Raw genomic sequence first — 15,660 nt, 5'->3', positions numbered from 1 at the left:
CCTTCACCTCGTGGACTTGAGCTGCACTCCGAAACCCTGGACCGCGAGCTGCAGGATCACCTGGCCGGGCCGCGTCAGCTCCGTGACGCGGTGGGCAACCAGACCCTCGAGCTCCTCCAGTCGCGCACGATAGTCCGACGGACCGGCGCGGCGCGCTTGGGCGAGGACTGTCGTGTTGGACCAGACCTTGTGCCGCGACTCCGCCAAGAACCGCTTCGTGCCGAGCTTGTTCCACGGGAGCAGGACACGATCGAGCAGGCTGAGGTGAGCGCCGGCGGCGATCCGTTCGCGCGTCTCGCCCTCGACCCGGTCGGCGAGGACCAGGTCGATGTGCCGGTGGTCTGCCTCCCGACGTTCCAGCAGCGCGGCGTCGTCGAACTCGGCGTCGTCGATCACGGCGAGCAGGGCTTGCGGCAGGTCGTAGTTGATGTGCGCGTTCATGCCCAGGAGCACGTGCCGCAGCGGCGGCAGGTCGGGCGCGGCGTCGAACGCGACCGCCCACGGCCGCGGCGGGCGGGGCGCCTCGAGCGCGTCCAGGTAGAGCTGCGCGAACGCGAGATCCCACCGTTCGACCCAGGGGTTGTCGCGGAACCCACCGACGGCGACCTCGGCCCCGACCGCCTTCGTCGTGCGCAGGTACGTGCCATGGAAGTACTGACGCGGATCGCCGTCGCGCTCGAGCGGCTTCAGCTGCTCCTCCATCCGGGCGACGAGGGCGTCGATCGACTCGAATCCAGGCACGGACGCAAGCTTGGCCGAAATCCGCCGTGCCCGGCGGTGAACGTCGCCTTCCCGCCAGCGCGGCGCCAGCGGTCCTGGCGCATGCTGTTCTCGTCGTATCTCGTAGTCATTTCTCATATTTCGAAATGTGGAGGTTCGATGAGCTCCTTCCTCGGCCGTCGCCTCGGCGTCCTGCTCGCGCTCGTGCTCGTGGCGACGCTCGGCTGGTCCCCCGGAGTGGCGAACGCCAACACCGTCGGAGACGTCCTGTACCAGGTGACTCCTGGGGTGGACAATGTCACGTACGCGCGGGTGATCCGGCTGGCCCACTCCGGTGCGGCGAACGGCCGGCTGCTCGCCACGTTCGAGTACGGCGTCAACGTCAACGCCGAAGCCAAGGTCCCGGTCCGCCAAAGCCTCGACGACGGACAGACCTGGACGACGCTCGCCCAGGTCGCCGACGGCGGAACGGGTTCCGCCCACCCGTCACACAGCATCTACCAACCCGTCATCTACGAGCTCCCGCAGCAGGTCGGCGCCTACCCCGCCGGCACGTTGCTGCTCACCGCGAACGTCATCGGCCGCGACAACTCCACCAACTTCCAGCTCTGGCGCAGCACCGACCACGGCGTCACGTGGTCGTTCGTCAGCACCTACCAGTACGCCCGCAACGCCGACGTCGGCGGTGACGACCCGGGCATCTGGGAGCCGTTCCTCTCGGTGAACGGTGACGGCAAGCTGGTCGCGTTCTTCGCCGACGAACGCCAGCGCGCCACGCACTCGCAGTTCGTCGGGCACATCGTGTCGAACGACGGTGGCGACACGTGGTCGGCGAAACCAGACGGCAGCCTCAACTACGCGCCAGGCTTGGTGAAAGACGTCGCTACCTCGATCACGGCCGAGCGGCCGGGGATGCCGACGGTGGCGAAGCTGCCGAACGGCAGCTACGTGCTGGCATACGAGATCTGCGTCTCCCGTTCGGGTCGGGTGGCGTGCGAGGCGTACCTGAAGAAGTCGACCGACGGTGGTGCGACGTGGGGCACCGGGCCGGCTGACCAGGGCACGTTCGTGCAGACGACGGACGGCCGCTACCTCGGGTCCAGCCCGTTCGTCGCGTGGAGTCCCGGCGGCGGGCCGAACGGGCAGCTGATGATGGCCGGGATGCACGTACGCCACAGCGACGACAACGCGTTCGCGCTGGAGGACCACGAGGCGGTGTTCGTCAACACCAACAACGGGGACGGCGCGTGGTCGTGGTTCCCGGCACCGTTGCAGATCCAGAGCGGCGGCGCGGGCAGCCTGTCCAACTACAGCCCGAGCCTGCTGCCCTCGGTCGACGGTCGTGACGTCCGCTACACCGCGCCGTCGTACGTGTCCGGCCAGCCGAAGTCGGAGCGCACCAAGAGCGCGAACGCCGGTGTGCTCCCGTACACCGCGCCCTGGTCGGCGAACGAGCAGAAGGGATGGAAGCACTACGGCGGCTCGTGGCAGCTCTCCAGCGGGGTGCTGTCGGAGACGTCCGGCGCGAACGGCAGCAAGTCGATCGCGGGATCGACCGGTTGGGGCAACTACGTGATCGAGGCGGACGTACGCCGCGACTCGGCCGGCCCTGCCAGCAACGCCGGTCTGCTGTTCCGGGTGAGCGATCCGGCCATCGGCGCAGATGCCTTGCGTGGCTACTTCTTCGGCATCGGTGACGGGGCGACGCAGCTGGGCCGGATGAACCACAACTGGACCCCGCTGACCTCGGGCACGATCGCGGGCGGCTCTCCGGTGGGAACGTGGGTCCACCTCCGCGTCGAGGTACGCGGCTGCATCATCACCGCGACCGCCAAGCGCGTGGACGATCCCAACCCGTCGCCACCGACCAAGGGCTACATCGACACGAACTGCCCGACAGCGGGCGCGGTCGGCCTGCGTACGTTCGACGGCAAGGCCTCCTGGCGGAACCTCACGGTCACGCCGCTCTAGTAGGGCGCGGGCTCGCGGCGACCACGTCGACGTGGTCGCCGCGGGCATTGCTTGCTAGCTCGTCTTCTCGCCCGTCACCAGGTAGATCACGCTGTGCGCCATGGACACGGCATGGTCGGCGATGCGCTCGTAGTAGCGCCCGAGCAGCGCCAGGTCGACCGCGGCACCGACGCCGTGGGCCCAGTCGGGGCCGAGCATGTTGCGGAACAACAAGCGGCGCAGGTCGTCCATCCGCTCGTCCTCGCCGATCAGCTTCTCGGCAGCATGAATGTCGCGGGTCGACACGATCTCGCTGGTCGTCCGCACCATCTTCTGAGCGATCGAGCCCATCTCGGCGATCGTGCTCTTGAGCCCTTCGGGAATCGCGTGCTCGGGGTACCGCAGCCGGGTGATCTTCGCGACGTGGCCGGCGAGGTCGCCCATCCGTTCGAGGTCCGCGCTCATCCGCAACGTCCCGACCAGCAATCGCAGGTCGCTCGCGACGGGTTGTTGGAGGGCGAGCTGTTCGAAGATCTGCTCCTCGAGCTGGATCTTCATCCGGTCGATCTCGACGTCGGCCGTGATGACCCGCTCGGCGAGGCGTACGTCGCCCTCGAGAATCGCGGTGGTGGCCTGCTCGACCGCGGCCTCGACCAGCTTCGCCATTGCCGCGATGCGCTCGCCCACATGGTCGAGCTGATCGTGGAAGGCGTGCCGTGTCGGCTCAACCATCATCGCACCGTCCTTGTCCTGTGCCCCTTGGTGACGACAACCGGTTGGCCACGCTGTCGGACCAGCCGATCATCAATCTACCCGTTCAGGTGAGTGATCGTTCACCCGGACGAACGACCCGCAGCCAGCGACATCCGTACCGCCCGAGGTCGACCGTCACGTGCTTCTCGGTCCCGACCTCGACGGTCCGGTCGTTGAGCAGATCCACCAGGCGCGACCCGGCGGGAACGTCGTCGAGTCGGAGCGAGACCGCGGCCGGCAGGCTGCCGAAGTTGTGCAGTGCGAACACCGTTCCGCCTTCGTAGTCGCTGCGTTGAACGAGTACCTGCTGGCCGTTCTGGTCGAGGAAGCTGCTGGAACCCCACGCCAGCTCTGGGCATTCGCGGTACCGGCGGATGAGCAGCGTCATCCAGGACAGCAGCGACGCCGGATCGCGCCGTTGCGCTGCCACGTTGACGTTCTCCGGGCCGTACTCGCCCTCCACGAGCGGCGTGGCGGGTTTCTGCCCTGTCGTAAATCCGCCGCTCGGACCGGCCGTCCACTGCATCGGCGTACGGACGGCCATCCGCCCTTCCACGTCGAGGTTCTCGCCCATACCGATCTCCTCGCCGTAGAAGAGCACCGGCGTACCCGGCAGCGAGAACAGCAGGCTGTAGACCATGCGGATCCGATCGCGGTCGCCGTTCAACATCGGCGGCAGCCGGCGGCGCAGTCCGCGGCCGTACAGCTGCATCGACGGATCCGGGCCGAACGCGTCGAACACCTCCTGCCGCTCGGCTTCGCTCAGCTTGTCGAGCGTCAGCTCGTCGTGGTTGCGGACGAACGTCGCCCACTGCGTCTCCTCCGGCTCGCCCGGCCGCTCCCGGAGGGCCTTGACGAGTGGACGAATGTCCTTGCGGACAAGGGAAAGGTAGAGCGCCTGCATGCCGACGAAGTCGAAGCACATGGTGAGCTCGTCGCCGTCCTCGTCGCCGAAGAACTTCCGCGTCTCCTCGCCCGGCAGGTTGACCTCGCCGAGCAACGCGGCGTCGCCGCGCCTTCGGGACACGGAGCTGCGCAGGTCGCGCAGGTAGTCGTGCGGATCCGGAAGGTCCGCGGCGTCCGCCGATCCCATCGTCTCGATCAGGAACGGCACGGCGTCGACGCGGAACCCGGACAGTCCGAGCTCGAGCCAGAAGCCGATGACGCGGCTGATTTCCTCACGTACCTGGGGATTCGCGACGTTGAGGTCGGGCTGATGCTTGTAGAAGCGGTGTAGGTAGTACTGGCCGGCGGCTTCGTCGTACGTCCAGAGCGACTTCTCCTGATCGGGGAAGACCACGCCCTGCTCGGCGTCCGGCGGCGGCTCGTCCTTCCAGACGTACCAGTCGCGGTACGGGCTGTCCTTGCTGGCGCGGGCGCTCTGGAACCAGGGATGCTGGTCGGACGTGTGGTTGCAGACGAGGTCGGAGATGACCCGCAGCCCGCGATCCTGCGCGATCCGCACGAGCTCGACGAAGTCGCCGTGGCTGCCGAGGCGCGAGTCGACGCCGTAGAAGTCGGTGATGTCGTAGCCGTCGTCGCGATCCGGCGTGGGATAGAACGGCATCAACCACAGGCAGGTCACGCCAAGCTCGGCGAGATGGTCGATGCGTTGCGCGAGCCCTCGCAGGTCGCCGCGCCCATCGCCGTCGGTGTCGAAGAACGTCTCGACGTCGACGCAGTAGAGGACGGCGTTCTTCCACCAAAGGTCCGCTGTTTGGGTGAGTCTCATGACTGGGTGATCTCCAACTGGGGAAGGACTTTCTCCCCGAACGCATCGATGAACTCGGGTTGCCGCTGGCCCACGTGGTGCAGGTAGATCTCGTCGAAGCCGAGGCCGGCGAGGTCGTTCAGCCAGGAGGCGTGCCGGCCGAGGTCGGACGAGACGAGCACGGCCTTGCGTACAGTCTCGAGGCTCACGTGTTCGGCGGCCTGGTCGAACAGCTCGGGGAGCTCCAGATCCCAGCAGAGCGGAGGGGCGAAGACGTTCGTTCGCCATTGCTCGTACGCGATCGTCTCCGCCTCGGCCTCGTCTTCGGCGTAGCTCAGATGGACCTGCAGGCACACCTTCCCGGCGCCGCCGGCGTCCTGGTAGGCGTCGACGACGCGACGCAGCTGCTCGCGGTCGTGGCCCACGGTGATGAGGCCGTCGGCCCAGCTCGCGCACCAGGCTGCGGTCGCGGGAGACACCGCGGCACCGATGAGAGCGGGCACGGTGTCCGGTCTGGTCCACAGCCTCGCTCGGTCGACGTTCACCAGCCCCTCGTGGTTGACCTCTTCGCCCGCAAGCAGGGCGCGGATGACGTCGACGCACTCGCGAAGTCGCTGTGTCCGTTGGTCTTTGCGCGGCCAACCGGTGCCGGTGATGTGCTCGTTCGACGCCTCGCCGGTGCCGAGCGCCGCCCAGAACCGGCCCGGATACATCGCGGCAAGCGTGCCGATCGCCTGCGCGATGATCGCCGGGTGGTAGCGCTGGCCGGGTGCGTTCACGACTCCGAACGGGAGGCCGGTCGCCTGCAACGCCGCACCCAACCACGACCAGGCGAACGCCGAGTGCCCCTGCCGCGTACTCCACGGCGCGAAGTGATCGGACGACATCGCGGCGGCGAAACCCGCCTCCTCGGCACGTACGACCGCGTCGAGGAGGTCACTGGGATGGAGCTGTTCGTGGGACGCGTGAAAGCCGTAACGAGTCACGGCCGCGGCTGCTCGGGGGTATGCAGTTGGTTGCTGACGTCGACCACCCCAGCGGTGTCCCAGGCATCGTCACCGGCGGCGCGTTTGGCCAACCAGGACGAGACTTCACCACCGAGGATCACGACACGCTGCTTGACGTCGACCTTGATCGTGTCATCCTTGGTGTGCGGATTCTCCTTCAGGCGTTGGACAACGGTCGACTTGATACTGTGATCGCTCGGCTCGGGGTTGGCGATGTACTCGGCCAGAGCCCAGGGATAGTAGTAGCGCTCGACCGGATAGCTCCACGGCGAGACAGGGTGGAAAGAGGCCGCAGGGTCGGCCTTCTCGGTCATTTCGGTCTCTTCGATCTCCGCACGCCGGCGGTCGTCGGGGCCAAGCATGGGCACTCCTCGTGACTCGACTTGAGGCGGACCAAGAGCCCGTACCCGCCGCACCCTCAACTACACGCAGGCATGGATAGGGACGGAACCCCCGGGCTTCATCCGAGCCACAAGAGACCGGGGGAAGGCCCCACAAGCGACGCGAGCACGGCAGCAGACCTGGACCGCAAGCAGGCCTGCCCCGGACACCTGTTCCGGGGGGCAGGGGCGGCGCGTGAAAACAGGTGGCCGGTCCGGGGCGAGTCAAGGGTCAACGATCGCGAAGCGACGTCGTTTGCCAAATCTGCGCGAAGCGCCCGTCCAAACGGCGCCCTTGACGCGCCCCGGACCGGCCACCACCATCGACCGCCGCCACAGTCCCCGAGAGCACCAAACTCTCGGGGGGTGTCTGTCGCAACAGTGAAGAGCTGACCAAAGTCGAGCTCTCTCGAGCCCACGCCAGCGCGCAGCACCTCCGCGCAGCGAGATGTGCGGCCACCGGCTCGGCTGGGGTCCGCCCAGTACCTCCGGCGATGAGAGGTGTCGGTCATCGACTCGGCTGGGGCCTGCACAGGACCCCCGCGCGATGAAGTGAGCGGCCTCGGCTCGACTGGGGTCCGCGCGGCACCTCCGCGCGATGCCGGGTGTCGGTCTTCGACTCGGTTGTCAGTCGCGCAGCTCCACCTTGCGCGGGGAGCTGTCGGCGTGCGGAGTCGAGATCGCCTACTGATGGGTCGCCTCGGGAGTTTATGGGCCGCCCTCAATGTCAAGGGCGCTTCGCGTCTCGCCCAAACTCGCGGCAGTGCATGGCTGGCGCGGTCGGTGGGCGAGTTTGTGCGAGATCAGGTCGCTGCGCGACCTGACCCTTGACATTGAGCCTCTCGGCGGCCCGACGCAGGTCGTTAAGGGCAGGCTGCGCCTGCCCACCCGTGCCCCGTGGCGACCCGGTTCGAGCAGAAGCGCTGAGATCCAAAGACGCTCAGCTTCACGCACTCACCTCCCGCGGCCACACCCCGGCCACCGCCAGGGGTGGCCGTCGCCATTCTCGTTAGCCCGAAGAGTATGAGCGCTATAGCGACCAAAAGTCTTCGCGCTCATCCCGTGGCCGCTCGCCGACCGAAGATTGTGGAAACTATGGGCGCTATAGCGACCCAAGGTTTCCACAATCCTCTGACCACCCTTCCCCACACTGCCCGAGTGCGTAGTAGGCTATCCATGTGGATAGTCCGCTATACGATCGGATAGTCGACTCGGAGGACCTCACCGCTCAGGCGAGGATTCGGGATGCGGCTATGCGGCAGTTCGGGGAGCTCGGGTTCGACAAGGCGACCATGCGGGGCATTGCCGAGGAGGCGAGGGTCTCCCAGGGGCTCGTCAGGCACCACTTCGGCTCCAAGGAAGCGCTCCGCGACGCCTGTGACGCCTACCTCGCCCGGGCGATCGAGCGCATCAACGAGCAGGTCAAGGCCGACGACAGCCAGGGGAGCATCAACTACGTCGGCATCGCGGGAGCCGCGTTCGGCCCGTTCAGGCAGTACGTCGTCCGCGCGCTCGTCGAGGGACGGGCCACCCAGTTCTTCGACACGCTCGCCGACCTGAGCGCGCAGTGGATGGATGAGGGCGACCGCCAACGCGAGGACGAGCCGGACACCTCGGCGAACGAACGCGCCACCGTGGCCGCGGCGATGTCGCTCTCCATCGCGCTCCTCCACCCCCACATCGGGCGGCGGCTCGGCGTCGACCCGTTCAGCAAGGAGGGCGAGTATCTCCTCGCGCGCGTCCTGCTCGACCTCTACTCCCATCCCTACCTCACCCCAGACGAGGCCGCCGACTTCAAGGCGCGCCTCCCGAAACCAGGACACGGGAAATGACCGAAGCGATCGACATCAAAGGTCTCACGAAGACGTTCGGCAGAACGACGGCACTGAACGGCCTCGACCTCACCGTCCGCCGCGGGGACGTGCACGCGTTCCTCGGTCCGAACGGCGCCGGCAAGACCACGACGATCCGCATCCTGCTCGGCATGCTGCGCGCGGACGCCGGCGAGGTGAAGCTGCTCGGCGGCGACCCCTGGAGCGAGGCGACCGAGCTGCACAAGCGACTGGCGTACGTCCCCGGCGACGTCACGCTCTGGCCCAGCCTGTCCGGCGGCGAGGTCATCGACCTCCTCATGGACACCAGCGGCAGAAAGGCCAACAATACAAGGCGGAACGAGCTCATTGAACGCTTCGACCTCGACCCGCGCAAGAAGGTCCGCACCTACTCCAAGGGCAACCGGCAGAAGGTCGCGCTGATCGCCGCGCTCGCCACCGACACCGAGCTGCTCCTGCTCGACGAGCCGACCTCCGGCCTCGATCCCCTGATGGAGAACACCTTCCGCGAGGTCATCCAACAAGAGCAGAGCAACGGCGACCGGACCGTCCTGCTCTCCAGTCACATCCTGTCCGAGGTCGAGGCACTCAGCGACCGCGTCACGATCGTCCGCGACGGCAGAACGGTCGACACCGGCACGCTGGCCGACCTCCGCGCCCTCACCCGGACGACCGTCAAGGCCGAGTTGACCAGCCCCGCCACCGGTCTCGAAACCCTCGAAGGCGTGCACAACGTACGCACCGAGAACGGCGTCACCACCTTCGACGTCGACAAGGACGGACTGTCCGCGGCCATGGCCTACCTCGGCGAACGTGGCGTCAGCAGCGTCACCAGCCAGCCCCCGACACTCGAGGAGCTGTTCCTCCGCCACTACGACCGGAGCCCGGTGGGAGCGCACCGATGACCGCCCGCCTAATGCGCCTCGCTCTCAGGCGCGAACGCACGATCGCCCCGTGGTGGTTGCTGCTTCTCGTCACCGGCGCGCTGAGCATGATCGCCTACATCAAGCGCAACATGGGCACGCCCGAGCTCCTGAACACGTATGTCGAGATGATCAACCACAACTCGTTCTTCCGCGCTCTCGGCGGCGCGTACGTGATCGCCGACCCCGACTACATGGCGGCCTGGCGCAGCGGCGGCCTGCTCTACCTCAGCATCGCGCTGGCCGCGATCCTGACCGTCGTACGCCACACCCGCGCTGACGAGGACACCGGCCGCATCGAGCTGCTGCGTGCCGGCGCGGTCGGCAGGTACGCGCCGCTCACCGCCGCGCTGATCGTGGGAGGCGGCATCTCCTTGCTGGGTGGGGCATTGACCACCCTCACCGTGATCGCCTCCGGCTTGGATCCCGCGGGCTCGGTCGCGTACGGCGCCGCGATAGCCGCAGCTGGCTTGGTGTTCGGCGCCATCGCCGCCGTGACCGTACAGCTCGCGCGAAGCGCCCGCGCGGCAAGGGGAATCGCGTTCCTCGTTCTCGCCACCGCCTACGTCCTGAGGTACGCGGGCGACGCCAGCGGCCAGTACTGGATGAAGTACATCTCGCCGATCGGCTGGAGCCACCTCGTCAACCCGTACAACGCCAACCGCTGGTGGGTGCTCGCGGTGCCGATCGTGGTCACCGCGGTGTTGACGTACGTCGCGTACCGGCTGCTCGACAGGCGCGACCTCGGCGAAGGCCTGATCCCCGAGAGCCAAGGCCCGGCCGAAGCACCCAGCCTCCGCGGTCCGGTCAGGCTGTCCTGGCGCCTGCACCGCGGGCTGCTCGCGAAGTGGGCGTTCGGCATCGCCGCGTTCGGTGTCGCCGCCGGCGGCGCGAGCACGCTGGCCTACCAGCTCGCGAACACCCCGAGCCCATCCGTCCAAGCCCTGTTGGAGAGCTTCAGCGTCGAGTCCACCGGGACGACAGCGGACGTCATCAACGCCGGCATGTGGTCACTGGTCCTGATCTTCGGGTACGCGATCGCGCTCTACCCCGTGCTGATGGTGCAGCGGCTCCGCGGCGAGGAGACGAGCGGCCGCGCCGAAGCCGTGCAGGGTACGACAATCACCCGTCTCCGTTGGGCATTCGGCCATCTCGTCGTCACCTGGCTCGGCACCGCCGCGCTCCTCGCCATCGCCGGCATCGTGTTCGGAGCAGCCTTCGCCGCGCTCGTGACGCACAGTCCCGCTGACATTCTCCGAATCCTCGGCGGCATGCTCGGGCTGATCCCCGCCACCTGGGTCGTCGGCGCCGTCTGCATGCTCGCGTACGGGCTCCTGCCGCGACTGTCGATCGGGATCAGCTGGGCCGTGTGGGTGTTCGTCGTGCTGTCCGGCCGGGTCGTCGGGCCGCTCTACAACAACTGGGCCGGCAGCCCGTTCGAACCGTTCCACTACGTCTCCAACACGGTCGCGGGCGGCTCGTTCCAGGTCGCCCCCGAGCTCGGCATGGTCGTCCTCGCCGCGCTCCTCGCCGCCGGTGGGCTCGCAGCCCTCCGCCGCCGCGACTTCGGCTAGCTAGCTAGGCCGTGTCTGGCCGCAACTTTTCGCCCCTTCGCCACGTCCTGCCCGTAGAGACCATCACGGGACATGGGAGGGTGCTCGGGTGCGAGCAGGTATATACGGGGTGCTTCGGGCTGCCCTGACGCTGGCGGTCGCCGCCACCACGTTGACGTTGACCGGACCGGGAGCCACCGCGGCACCGCCCCCGGCGCCGCCGGCGAAGCAGCAGGGTGAGCGGATCACCCTGGTCACCGGCGACCGGGTCGAGGTCGTCCGGGGCGCCGCGCAGCTCGTCCCGGGCAAGGGCCGGCAGGGCATCGGGTTCGCCGAGACCCGGACGAAGGACGGCCGCTACACCGTCGTCCCCTCCGACGCGATGCCCCTGCTGGCCGCGGGCCGCCTCGATCCGCGGCTGTTCGACGTCACGTTCCTGCTCGAGGCCAAGTACGGCGACGCCCACCGCGCGGACCTGCCGCTGATCGCGACCTACACCGCAGCCAAGAAGCCCATCGCCGGCGCCCACGTCGTACGCAACCTCGCCAGCATCGAAGGCGGCGCGATCGCCGCCGAGAAGGCCAAGGCGACGACGTTCTGGAACGAGCTCAAGAGCGGCGCGGGCATCGCCAAGCTCTGGCTGGACGGCCCCGTCCGCGCGAGCCTCGACCAGAGCGTTCCGCAGATCGGCGCGCACACGGCCTGGAAGAGCGGCTACACCGGCAAGGGCGTCAAGGTCGCCGTTCTCGACACCGGCATCGACGCCACCCACCCCGACCTCGACGACGCGATCGTCGAGGCGAAGGACTTCTCCGAGTCCGGCAGCACCATCGACTACTTCGGCCATGGCACCCACGTGTCCTCGATCGTCACCGGCAGAGGCGACGCCTCGAAGGGCAAGTACAAGGGCGTCGCACCGGACGCCAAGCTGCTGGTGGGCAAGGTCCTCGACGACGGCGGCTACGGGTACGACTCGAACATCATCGCCGGCATGGAGTGGGCCGCCGCCAAGGGCGCGCGCGTCGTCAACCTGAGCCTCGGCAGCTGCGCGACCGACGGGAAGGACCCGAAGTCGCAAGCGGTGAACGCGATGACCAAGAAGTACGGCACGCTGTTCGTCGTCGCGGCCGGCAACCACCCGGCCGACCCGAACTGCTTCGCCGACGAGCGCGTCTCCTCACCGGCCGCCGCGGACAGCGCTCTCGCGGTCGCGAGCGTCACCAAGCAAGACGCGCTGAGCACGTTCTCCAACGTCGGCCCGCGCCTCGGCGATCACGCGCTCAAGCCGGAGATTTCCGCACCAGGACAGGCGATCGTCGCCGCCAAGGCCTCCGAGAGCGGCGGCGACCCGGCCGTACGGTACGTCCAGCAGTCGGGGACGTCGATGGCCGCTCCGCACGTCGCCGGTGCCGCCGCGATCCTCGCGCAGCAGCACCCGGACTGGCGCGCGCCGCAGCTGCGCGCGGCACTGATGGCGTCCGCACTGCCGAACGCGAAGCTCGGCGTCTTCCAGCAGGGCGCCGGCCGCGTCGACCTGACGAAGGCGATCAGGCAGACCGTGCTGACCGAGCCCGCCGGACTCGGCTTCGGCCTGGCCAGGTGGCCGCATACCGACGACCAGCCGAGCAGCAAGCGGCTCACGTACCGCAACACCAAGCTGCGGCCAGTGACGCTCGACCTGTCCGTCACCGGGAACGCACCGGCCGGCATGTTCAAGGTCAGCCCCGCGAAGGTCACCGTTCCCGGCGGCAAGACGGTCGGCGTCACGGTCACCGCCGACACGAAGGTGAAGTCGGCCGACGGCCTGTTCGGCGCGTGGATCACCGCTCGTGCGGGCAGCACGCTCGTCGCGCGCACGCCGCTCGGGGTGAACAAGGAGGTCGAGTCGTACGATCTCACGCTCAGGGCGATCGACCGGACCGGCAAGGCGGCCGTCACGCAGGTGTGGCTCACCAGGCCAGGCGCCAGTGAGGTGCGGCCGGCCAGCCTGAACGGCAAGCCGGTCACGGTGCGGATGCCCAAGGGAACGTACGACCTGTCCGCCCCGATCCACACCGAGAACGCCGATCCGGCGCTGTCCAGCTACACGATCGTCGCCCAGCCGGAGTTGAAGCTGACGAAGAACACCGTCGTCGTCCTCGACGCTCGCAAGGGCAAGAAGGCCGGCGCCAAGGTGGACGCCGCTTCCGCCAAGCCCCAGGGACAGTACGCGATCTGGCTCGACAACGGGTCGCTGCTCTCGCGGGTTCGCGGTGGCGACGACGGCAACGTCACGGGCGTGCTCTTCGCGGTGCCGACACCGCCGGTGACGAGCTACCCATATACGTACGGCTTCACCGGAACGCTCGCCTCCGCCACCCGGGGCTACCTGCTGCACGAGACCCTCGCTGGGCGGATTCCCGAGCCCATGTTGGTCGTCCGCGACAGCCAGCTCGCGACGGTGCGCACGCGCCTGCACGCCGAGGGCGTCGACACGGGCGGCGTCGGGCACCTGAAGGTCATGGTCGCTGGCGACTCGTTCCCGGTTCCGCTGGGGTTCGACGTTAACGTGCCGGGCGATCGGACCGACCTGTACTCGGCGCGTCCGGAGCTCGGCTGGCAGAGCGAGCTCAGCACGGACCAGACGTACGAGTACGACTACGACTCAGTCGCCGGCAGCTCGTACCGCCCGGGCACCAAGTACGACAAGTACTGGGGCAAGGGCGCGCTCGGTCCCGCGTTCCGGCCGAGCTACGCGTACGAGCGGCTGTGGGCGGGCGTGGGTGAGTTCTCCTCGTCGGCGACGGGATCCCTTACTGGCTTGCAGGTCAACGACGGCGTCACCGCGCAGAACACGCTGCGCAAGAACGGCGTCGTGATCGGTTCCAACGACGAGCCGGGCGGCGGGACCTTCGACGCGGTCGACCCGGACGAGGCCGCTACGTACCAGCTCACGACGAGCGCCACGCGCGCTGTGGACTGGTCGACGCTCGCGACGCGGGTGGACGCCGCGTGGACGTTCAAGGGCCCGTTCGAGGAGTTCGAGCGGCCATCGGCCCTGTCCGTGCGAACGGCGGGCGCGTTCGACCTGCTCAACCGCGCACCGGCGGATCGTGCGTTCCCGCTCCGCGTCACGGTGGAGAACGCCGACGGGACGAAGCCGAAGGTCCAGCGGGTCGCGCTGCGGGCCTCGTTCGACGACGGCACGACCTGGACGACGCTCCAGCTGGCACCGTCGGGCGACGTGTACTGGACGACCGTGCCGAAGCCGCCGGCCAACGCACACTTTGTCTCGCTGCGCGCCGTGGCCGAGGCGGCCGACGGGACGAAGGTCGAGCAGACGGTGATCCGCTCGTACGAGCTGAGGCGCTGAGCAGTCACCGCACGCCGGACATCAGGCGCTTGATCATCGGTGACGCGACTCCCAGGAGCACGCCGAGGAGGACCGTGATGCCGCCGAGGATGCCGAAGTACTTCACTTCGTCGTCGGGGTTGTAGAAACCAGCCAGCGCACCCGACATCGCCGTGCCCACGGCGACCGAGAGGAAGAACAGCGCGACCATCTGGGTACGGAACGCCGCCGGAGCGAGCTTGGTTGCCAGTGACAGGCCGACCGGCGACAGCAGCAGTTCGGCGATCGTGAAGACCAGCAGGACGCCGGCCAGTCCGAGGAGCGGTGCACTGTTCGACCCACCGCCGGACATCGGCAGGAACAGCAGGAACGCCAGACCCATCGCCACCAGACCCAGTGTGAACTTCACCGGCGTCGACGGCTGCCGGTCGCCCAGCTTCGTCCACAGCGCCGCGAACAACCCGGCCAGGACGATGATGAACACCGGGTTGATCGACTGCACGAACGACACCGGCATCTCCCAGCCGAAGATGGTCCGGTTGAGCCGTGTGTCGGAGTAGATCGTGACGACCGTGAACTGCTGCTGGTACAGCGACCAGAAGACCGCACTCGCCAAGAACAGCGGGATGAACGCGACAACCCGGCGCCGCTCGGTGGAGTCGATGTGCTTGCTGCTCAGGATCACCGCGAAGTACGCGACCGCCGCCGCGACGCTGAGCACGATCACGATCGTCGCTAGGTGGGCGGCGGGTAGCAGTCCCAGGAACGCGAGGACCGCGACGACCACCACGACGGCCGCGCCGAGCGCGATCACCTTCGGTGCTTGGGATCTCGGCAGCGGACGTGGCACTTCGCGCGCCTCCGCAGGCAGCCGCCGGCGACCGAAGCTGTACTGCAGCAGGCCCAACGCCATCCCGACCGCGGCGGCGCCGAAGCCATAATGGAACCCGGCCTCCTTCTGCAGCAGCCCGGTCAGCAGCGGGCCGATCAGCCCACCGAGGTTGATTCCCATGTAGAACAAGGAGAATCCGGCGTCGCGGCGCTGGTCGCCCTGCTCGTACAACGTGCCAACGAGCGATGTCGCGTTCGCCTTGACGCCGCCGCTACCGAACGCGATCAGCACCAGCCCGACGCCGACACCCGCGAAGCCAGGCAGCAGTGCCAGCGCGATGTGCCCGAGCATGACCACGAACGCGCTGTAGAACAACGTACGTTCCGGCCCGAGCACCCGGTCGGCGAGCCACGCGCCGAGGATCGTCGACAGATAGACGAGGCCGCCGTACGCACCGACGATGCTCGCGGCCGTGGCCTCGTTCATGCCCAGGCCGCCCCGCTCGGCGGAGTAGTACAGGTAGATGAGCAGGATGCCCTGCATGCCGTAGAACGAGAACCGCTCCCACAGCTCCACGCCGAACAGGCTCGCCAACGGCCACGGCTGCCCGAAGAACGTGCGCTGCCGTCCACCCGTCGTTGTCGCGGACATCAGCATCGTCCCCTTTC

General features: G+C 68.2%; 11 protein-coding genes. 5 read left to right on the top strand and 6 right to left on the bottom strand.

From position 1 onward, the window contains the following. Positions 1 to 3 precede the first annotated feature (3 nt). A complete protein-coding gene (locus JOD67_RS06875) occupies positions 4 to 741 on the bottom strand; it encodes a DUF5995 family protein (protein WP_205116333.1) in 738 nt (245 codons plus the stop codon). 138 nt (positions 742 to 879) lie between these two features. Between JOD67_RS06875 and JOD67_RS06870 the strand changes: the two genes are divergently transcribed. Next, positions 880 to 2,691: a 3-keto-alpha-glucoside-1,2-lyase-like domain-containing protein gene (locus JOD67_RS06870; RefSeq protein WP_205116332.1), complete on the top strand. Its 1,812-nt coding sequence runs from the start codon at positions 880 to 882 to the stop codon at positions 2,689 to 2,691. Between the two features lie 54 nt (positions 2,692 to 2,745). On the opposite strand, the gene phoU is transcribed toward JOD67_RS06870, so the two are convergent. The 4 genes from phoU to JOD67_RS06850 form a co-directional block, all read right to left on the bottom strand. Next, a complete protein-coding gene (gene phoU, locus JOD67_RS06865; protein ID WP_205116331.1) occupies positions 2,746 to 3,402 on the bottom strand; it encodes a phosphate signaling complex protein PhoU in 657 nt (218 codons plus the stop codon). An 85-nt stretch (positions 3,403 to 3,487) separates the two neighbouring features. Beyond that, positions 3,488 to 5,155: an alpha-amylase family protein gene (locus JOD67_RS06860; RefSeq protein WP_205116330.1), complete on the bottom strand. Its 1,668-nt coding sequence runs from the start codon at positions 5,153 to 5,155 to the stop codon at positions 3,488 to 3,490. After that, on the bottom strand, positions 5,152 to 6,120 hold the full coding sequence (locus JOD67_RS06855) for a TIGR03885 family FMN-dependent LLM class oxidoreductase (RefSeq protein WP_205116328.1): 969 nt from the start codon (positions 6,118 to 6,120) through the stop codon (positions 5,152 to 5,154). The genes JOD67_RS06860 and JOD67_RS06855 overlap by 4 nt, the downstream gene beginning before the upstream one ends. Continuing rightward, the gene (locus tag JOD67_RS06850; protein ID WP_205116326.1) at positions 6,117 to 6,503 is read right to left on the bottom strand and encodes a BON domain-containing protein; all 387 of its coding nucleotides are present in this window, start codon (positions 6,501 to 6,503) and stop codon (positions 6,117 to 6,119) included. The genes JOD67_RS06855 and JOD67_RS06850 overlap by 4 nt, the downstream gene beginning before the upstream one ends. 1,196 nt (positions 6,504 to 7,699) lie before the next feature. Here JOD67_RS06850 and JOD67_RS06845 point away from each other — a divergent pair. The 4 genes from JOD67_RS06845 (at position 7,700) to JOD67_RS06830 (ending at position 14,181) form a co-directional block, all read left to right on the top strand. Next, positions 7,700 to 8,353, top strand: coding sequence for a TetR/AcrR family transcriptional regulator (locus JOD67_RS06845; protein WP_307782300.1), 654 nt, complete (start codon positions 7,700 to 7,702; stop codon positions 8,351 to 8,353). Beyond that, on the top strand, positions 8,350 to 9,258 hold the full coding sequence (locus JOD67_RS06840; protein WP_205116323.1) for an ABC transporter ATP-binding protein: 909 nt from the start codon (positions 8,350 to 8,352) through the stop codon (positions 9,256 to 9,258). The genes JOD67_RS06845 and JOD67_RS06840 overlap by 4 nt, the downstream gene beginning before the upstream one ends. Continuing rightward, a complete protein-coding gene (locus JOD67_RS06835; protein WP_205116322.1) occupies positions 9,255 to 10,850 on the top strand; it encodes an ABC transporter permease in 1,596 nt (531 codons plus the stop codon). Before JOD67_RS06840 ends, JOD67_RS06835 begins: the two co-directional genes overlap by 4 nt. A gap of 88 nt (positions 10,851 to 10,938) precedes the next feature. After that, positions 10,939 to 14,181 carry a S8 family serine peptidase gene (locus JOD67_RS06830; RefSeq protein ID WP_205116321.1) on the top strand — a complete coding sequence of 1,081 codons (3,243 nt, stop codon included), beginning with the start codon at positions 10,939 to 10,941 and terminating at the stop codon, positions 14,179 to 14,181. A gap of 4 nt (positions 14,182 to 14,185) precedes the next feature. Here JOD67_RS06830 and JOD67_RS06825 read toward each other — a convergent pair whose 3' ends face one another. Further along, positions 14,186 to 15,643, bottom strand: a complete 1,458-nt coding sequence (locus JOD67_RS06825; RefSeq protein WP_239553751.1) for a peptide MFS transporter — start codon at positions 15,641 to 15,643, stop codon at positions 14,186 to 14,188. Positions 15,644 to 15,660 lie beyond the last annotated feature (17 nt).

Origin of the sequence: Tenggerimyces flavus, from assembly GCF_016907715.1 — a bacterium.
In the GTDB taxonomy this organism is placed as follows: Bacteria; Actinomycetota; Actinomycetes; order Propionibacteriales; family Actinopolymorphaceae; genus Tenggerimyces; species Tenggerimyces flavus.
This window is presented reverse-complemented; position numbering and strand designations above follow the sequence as displayed.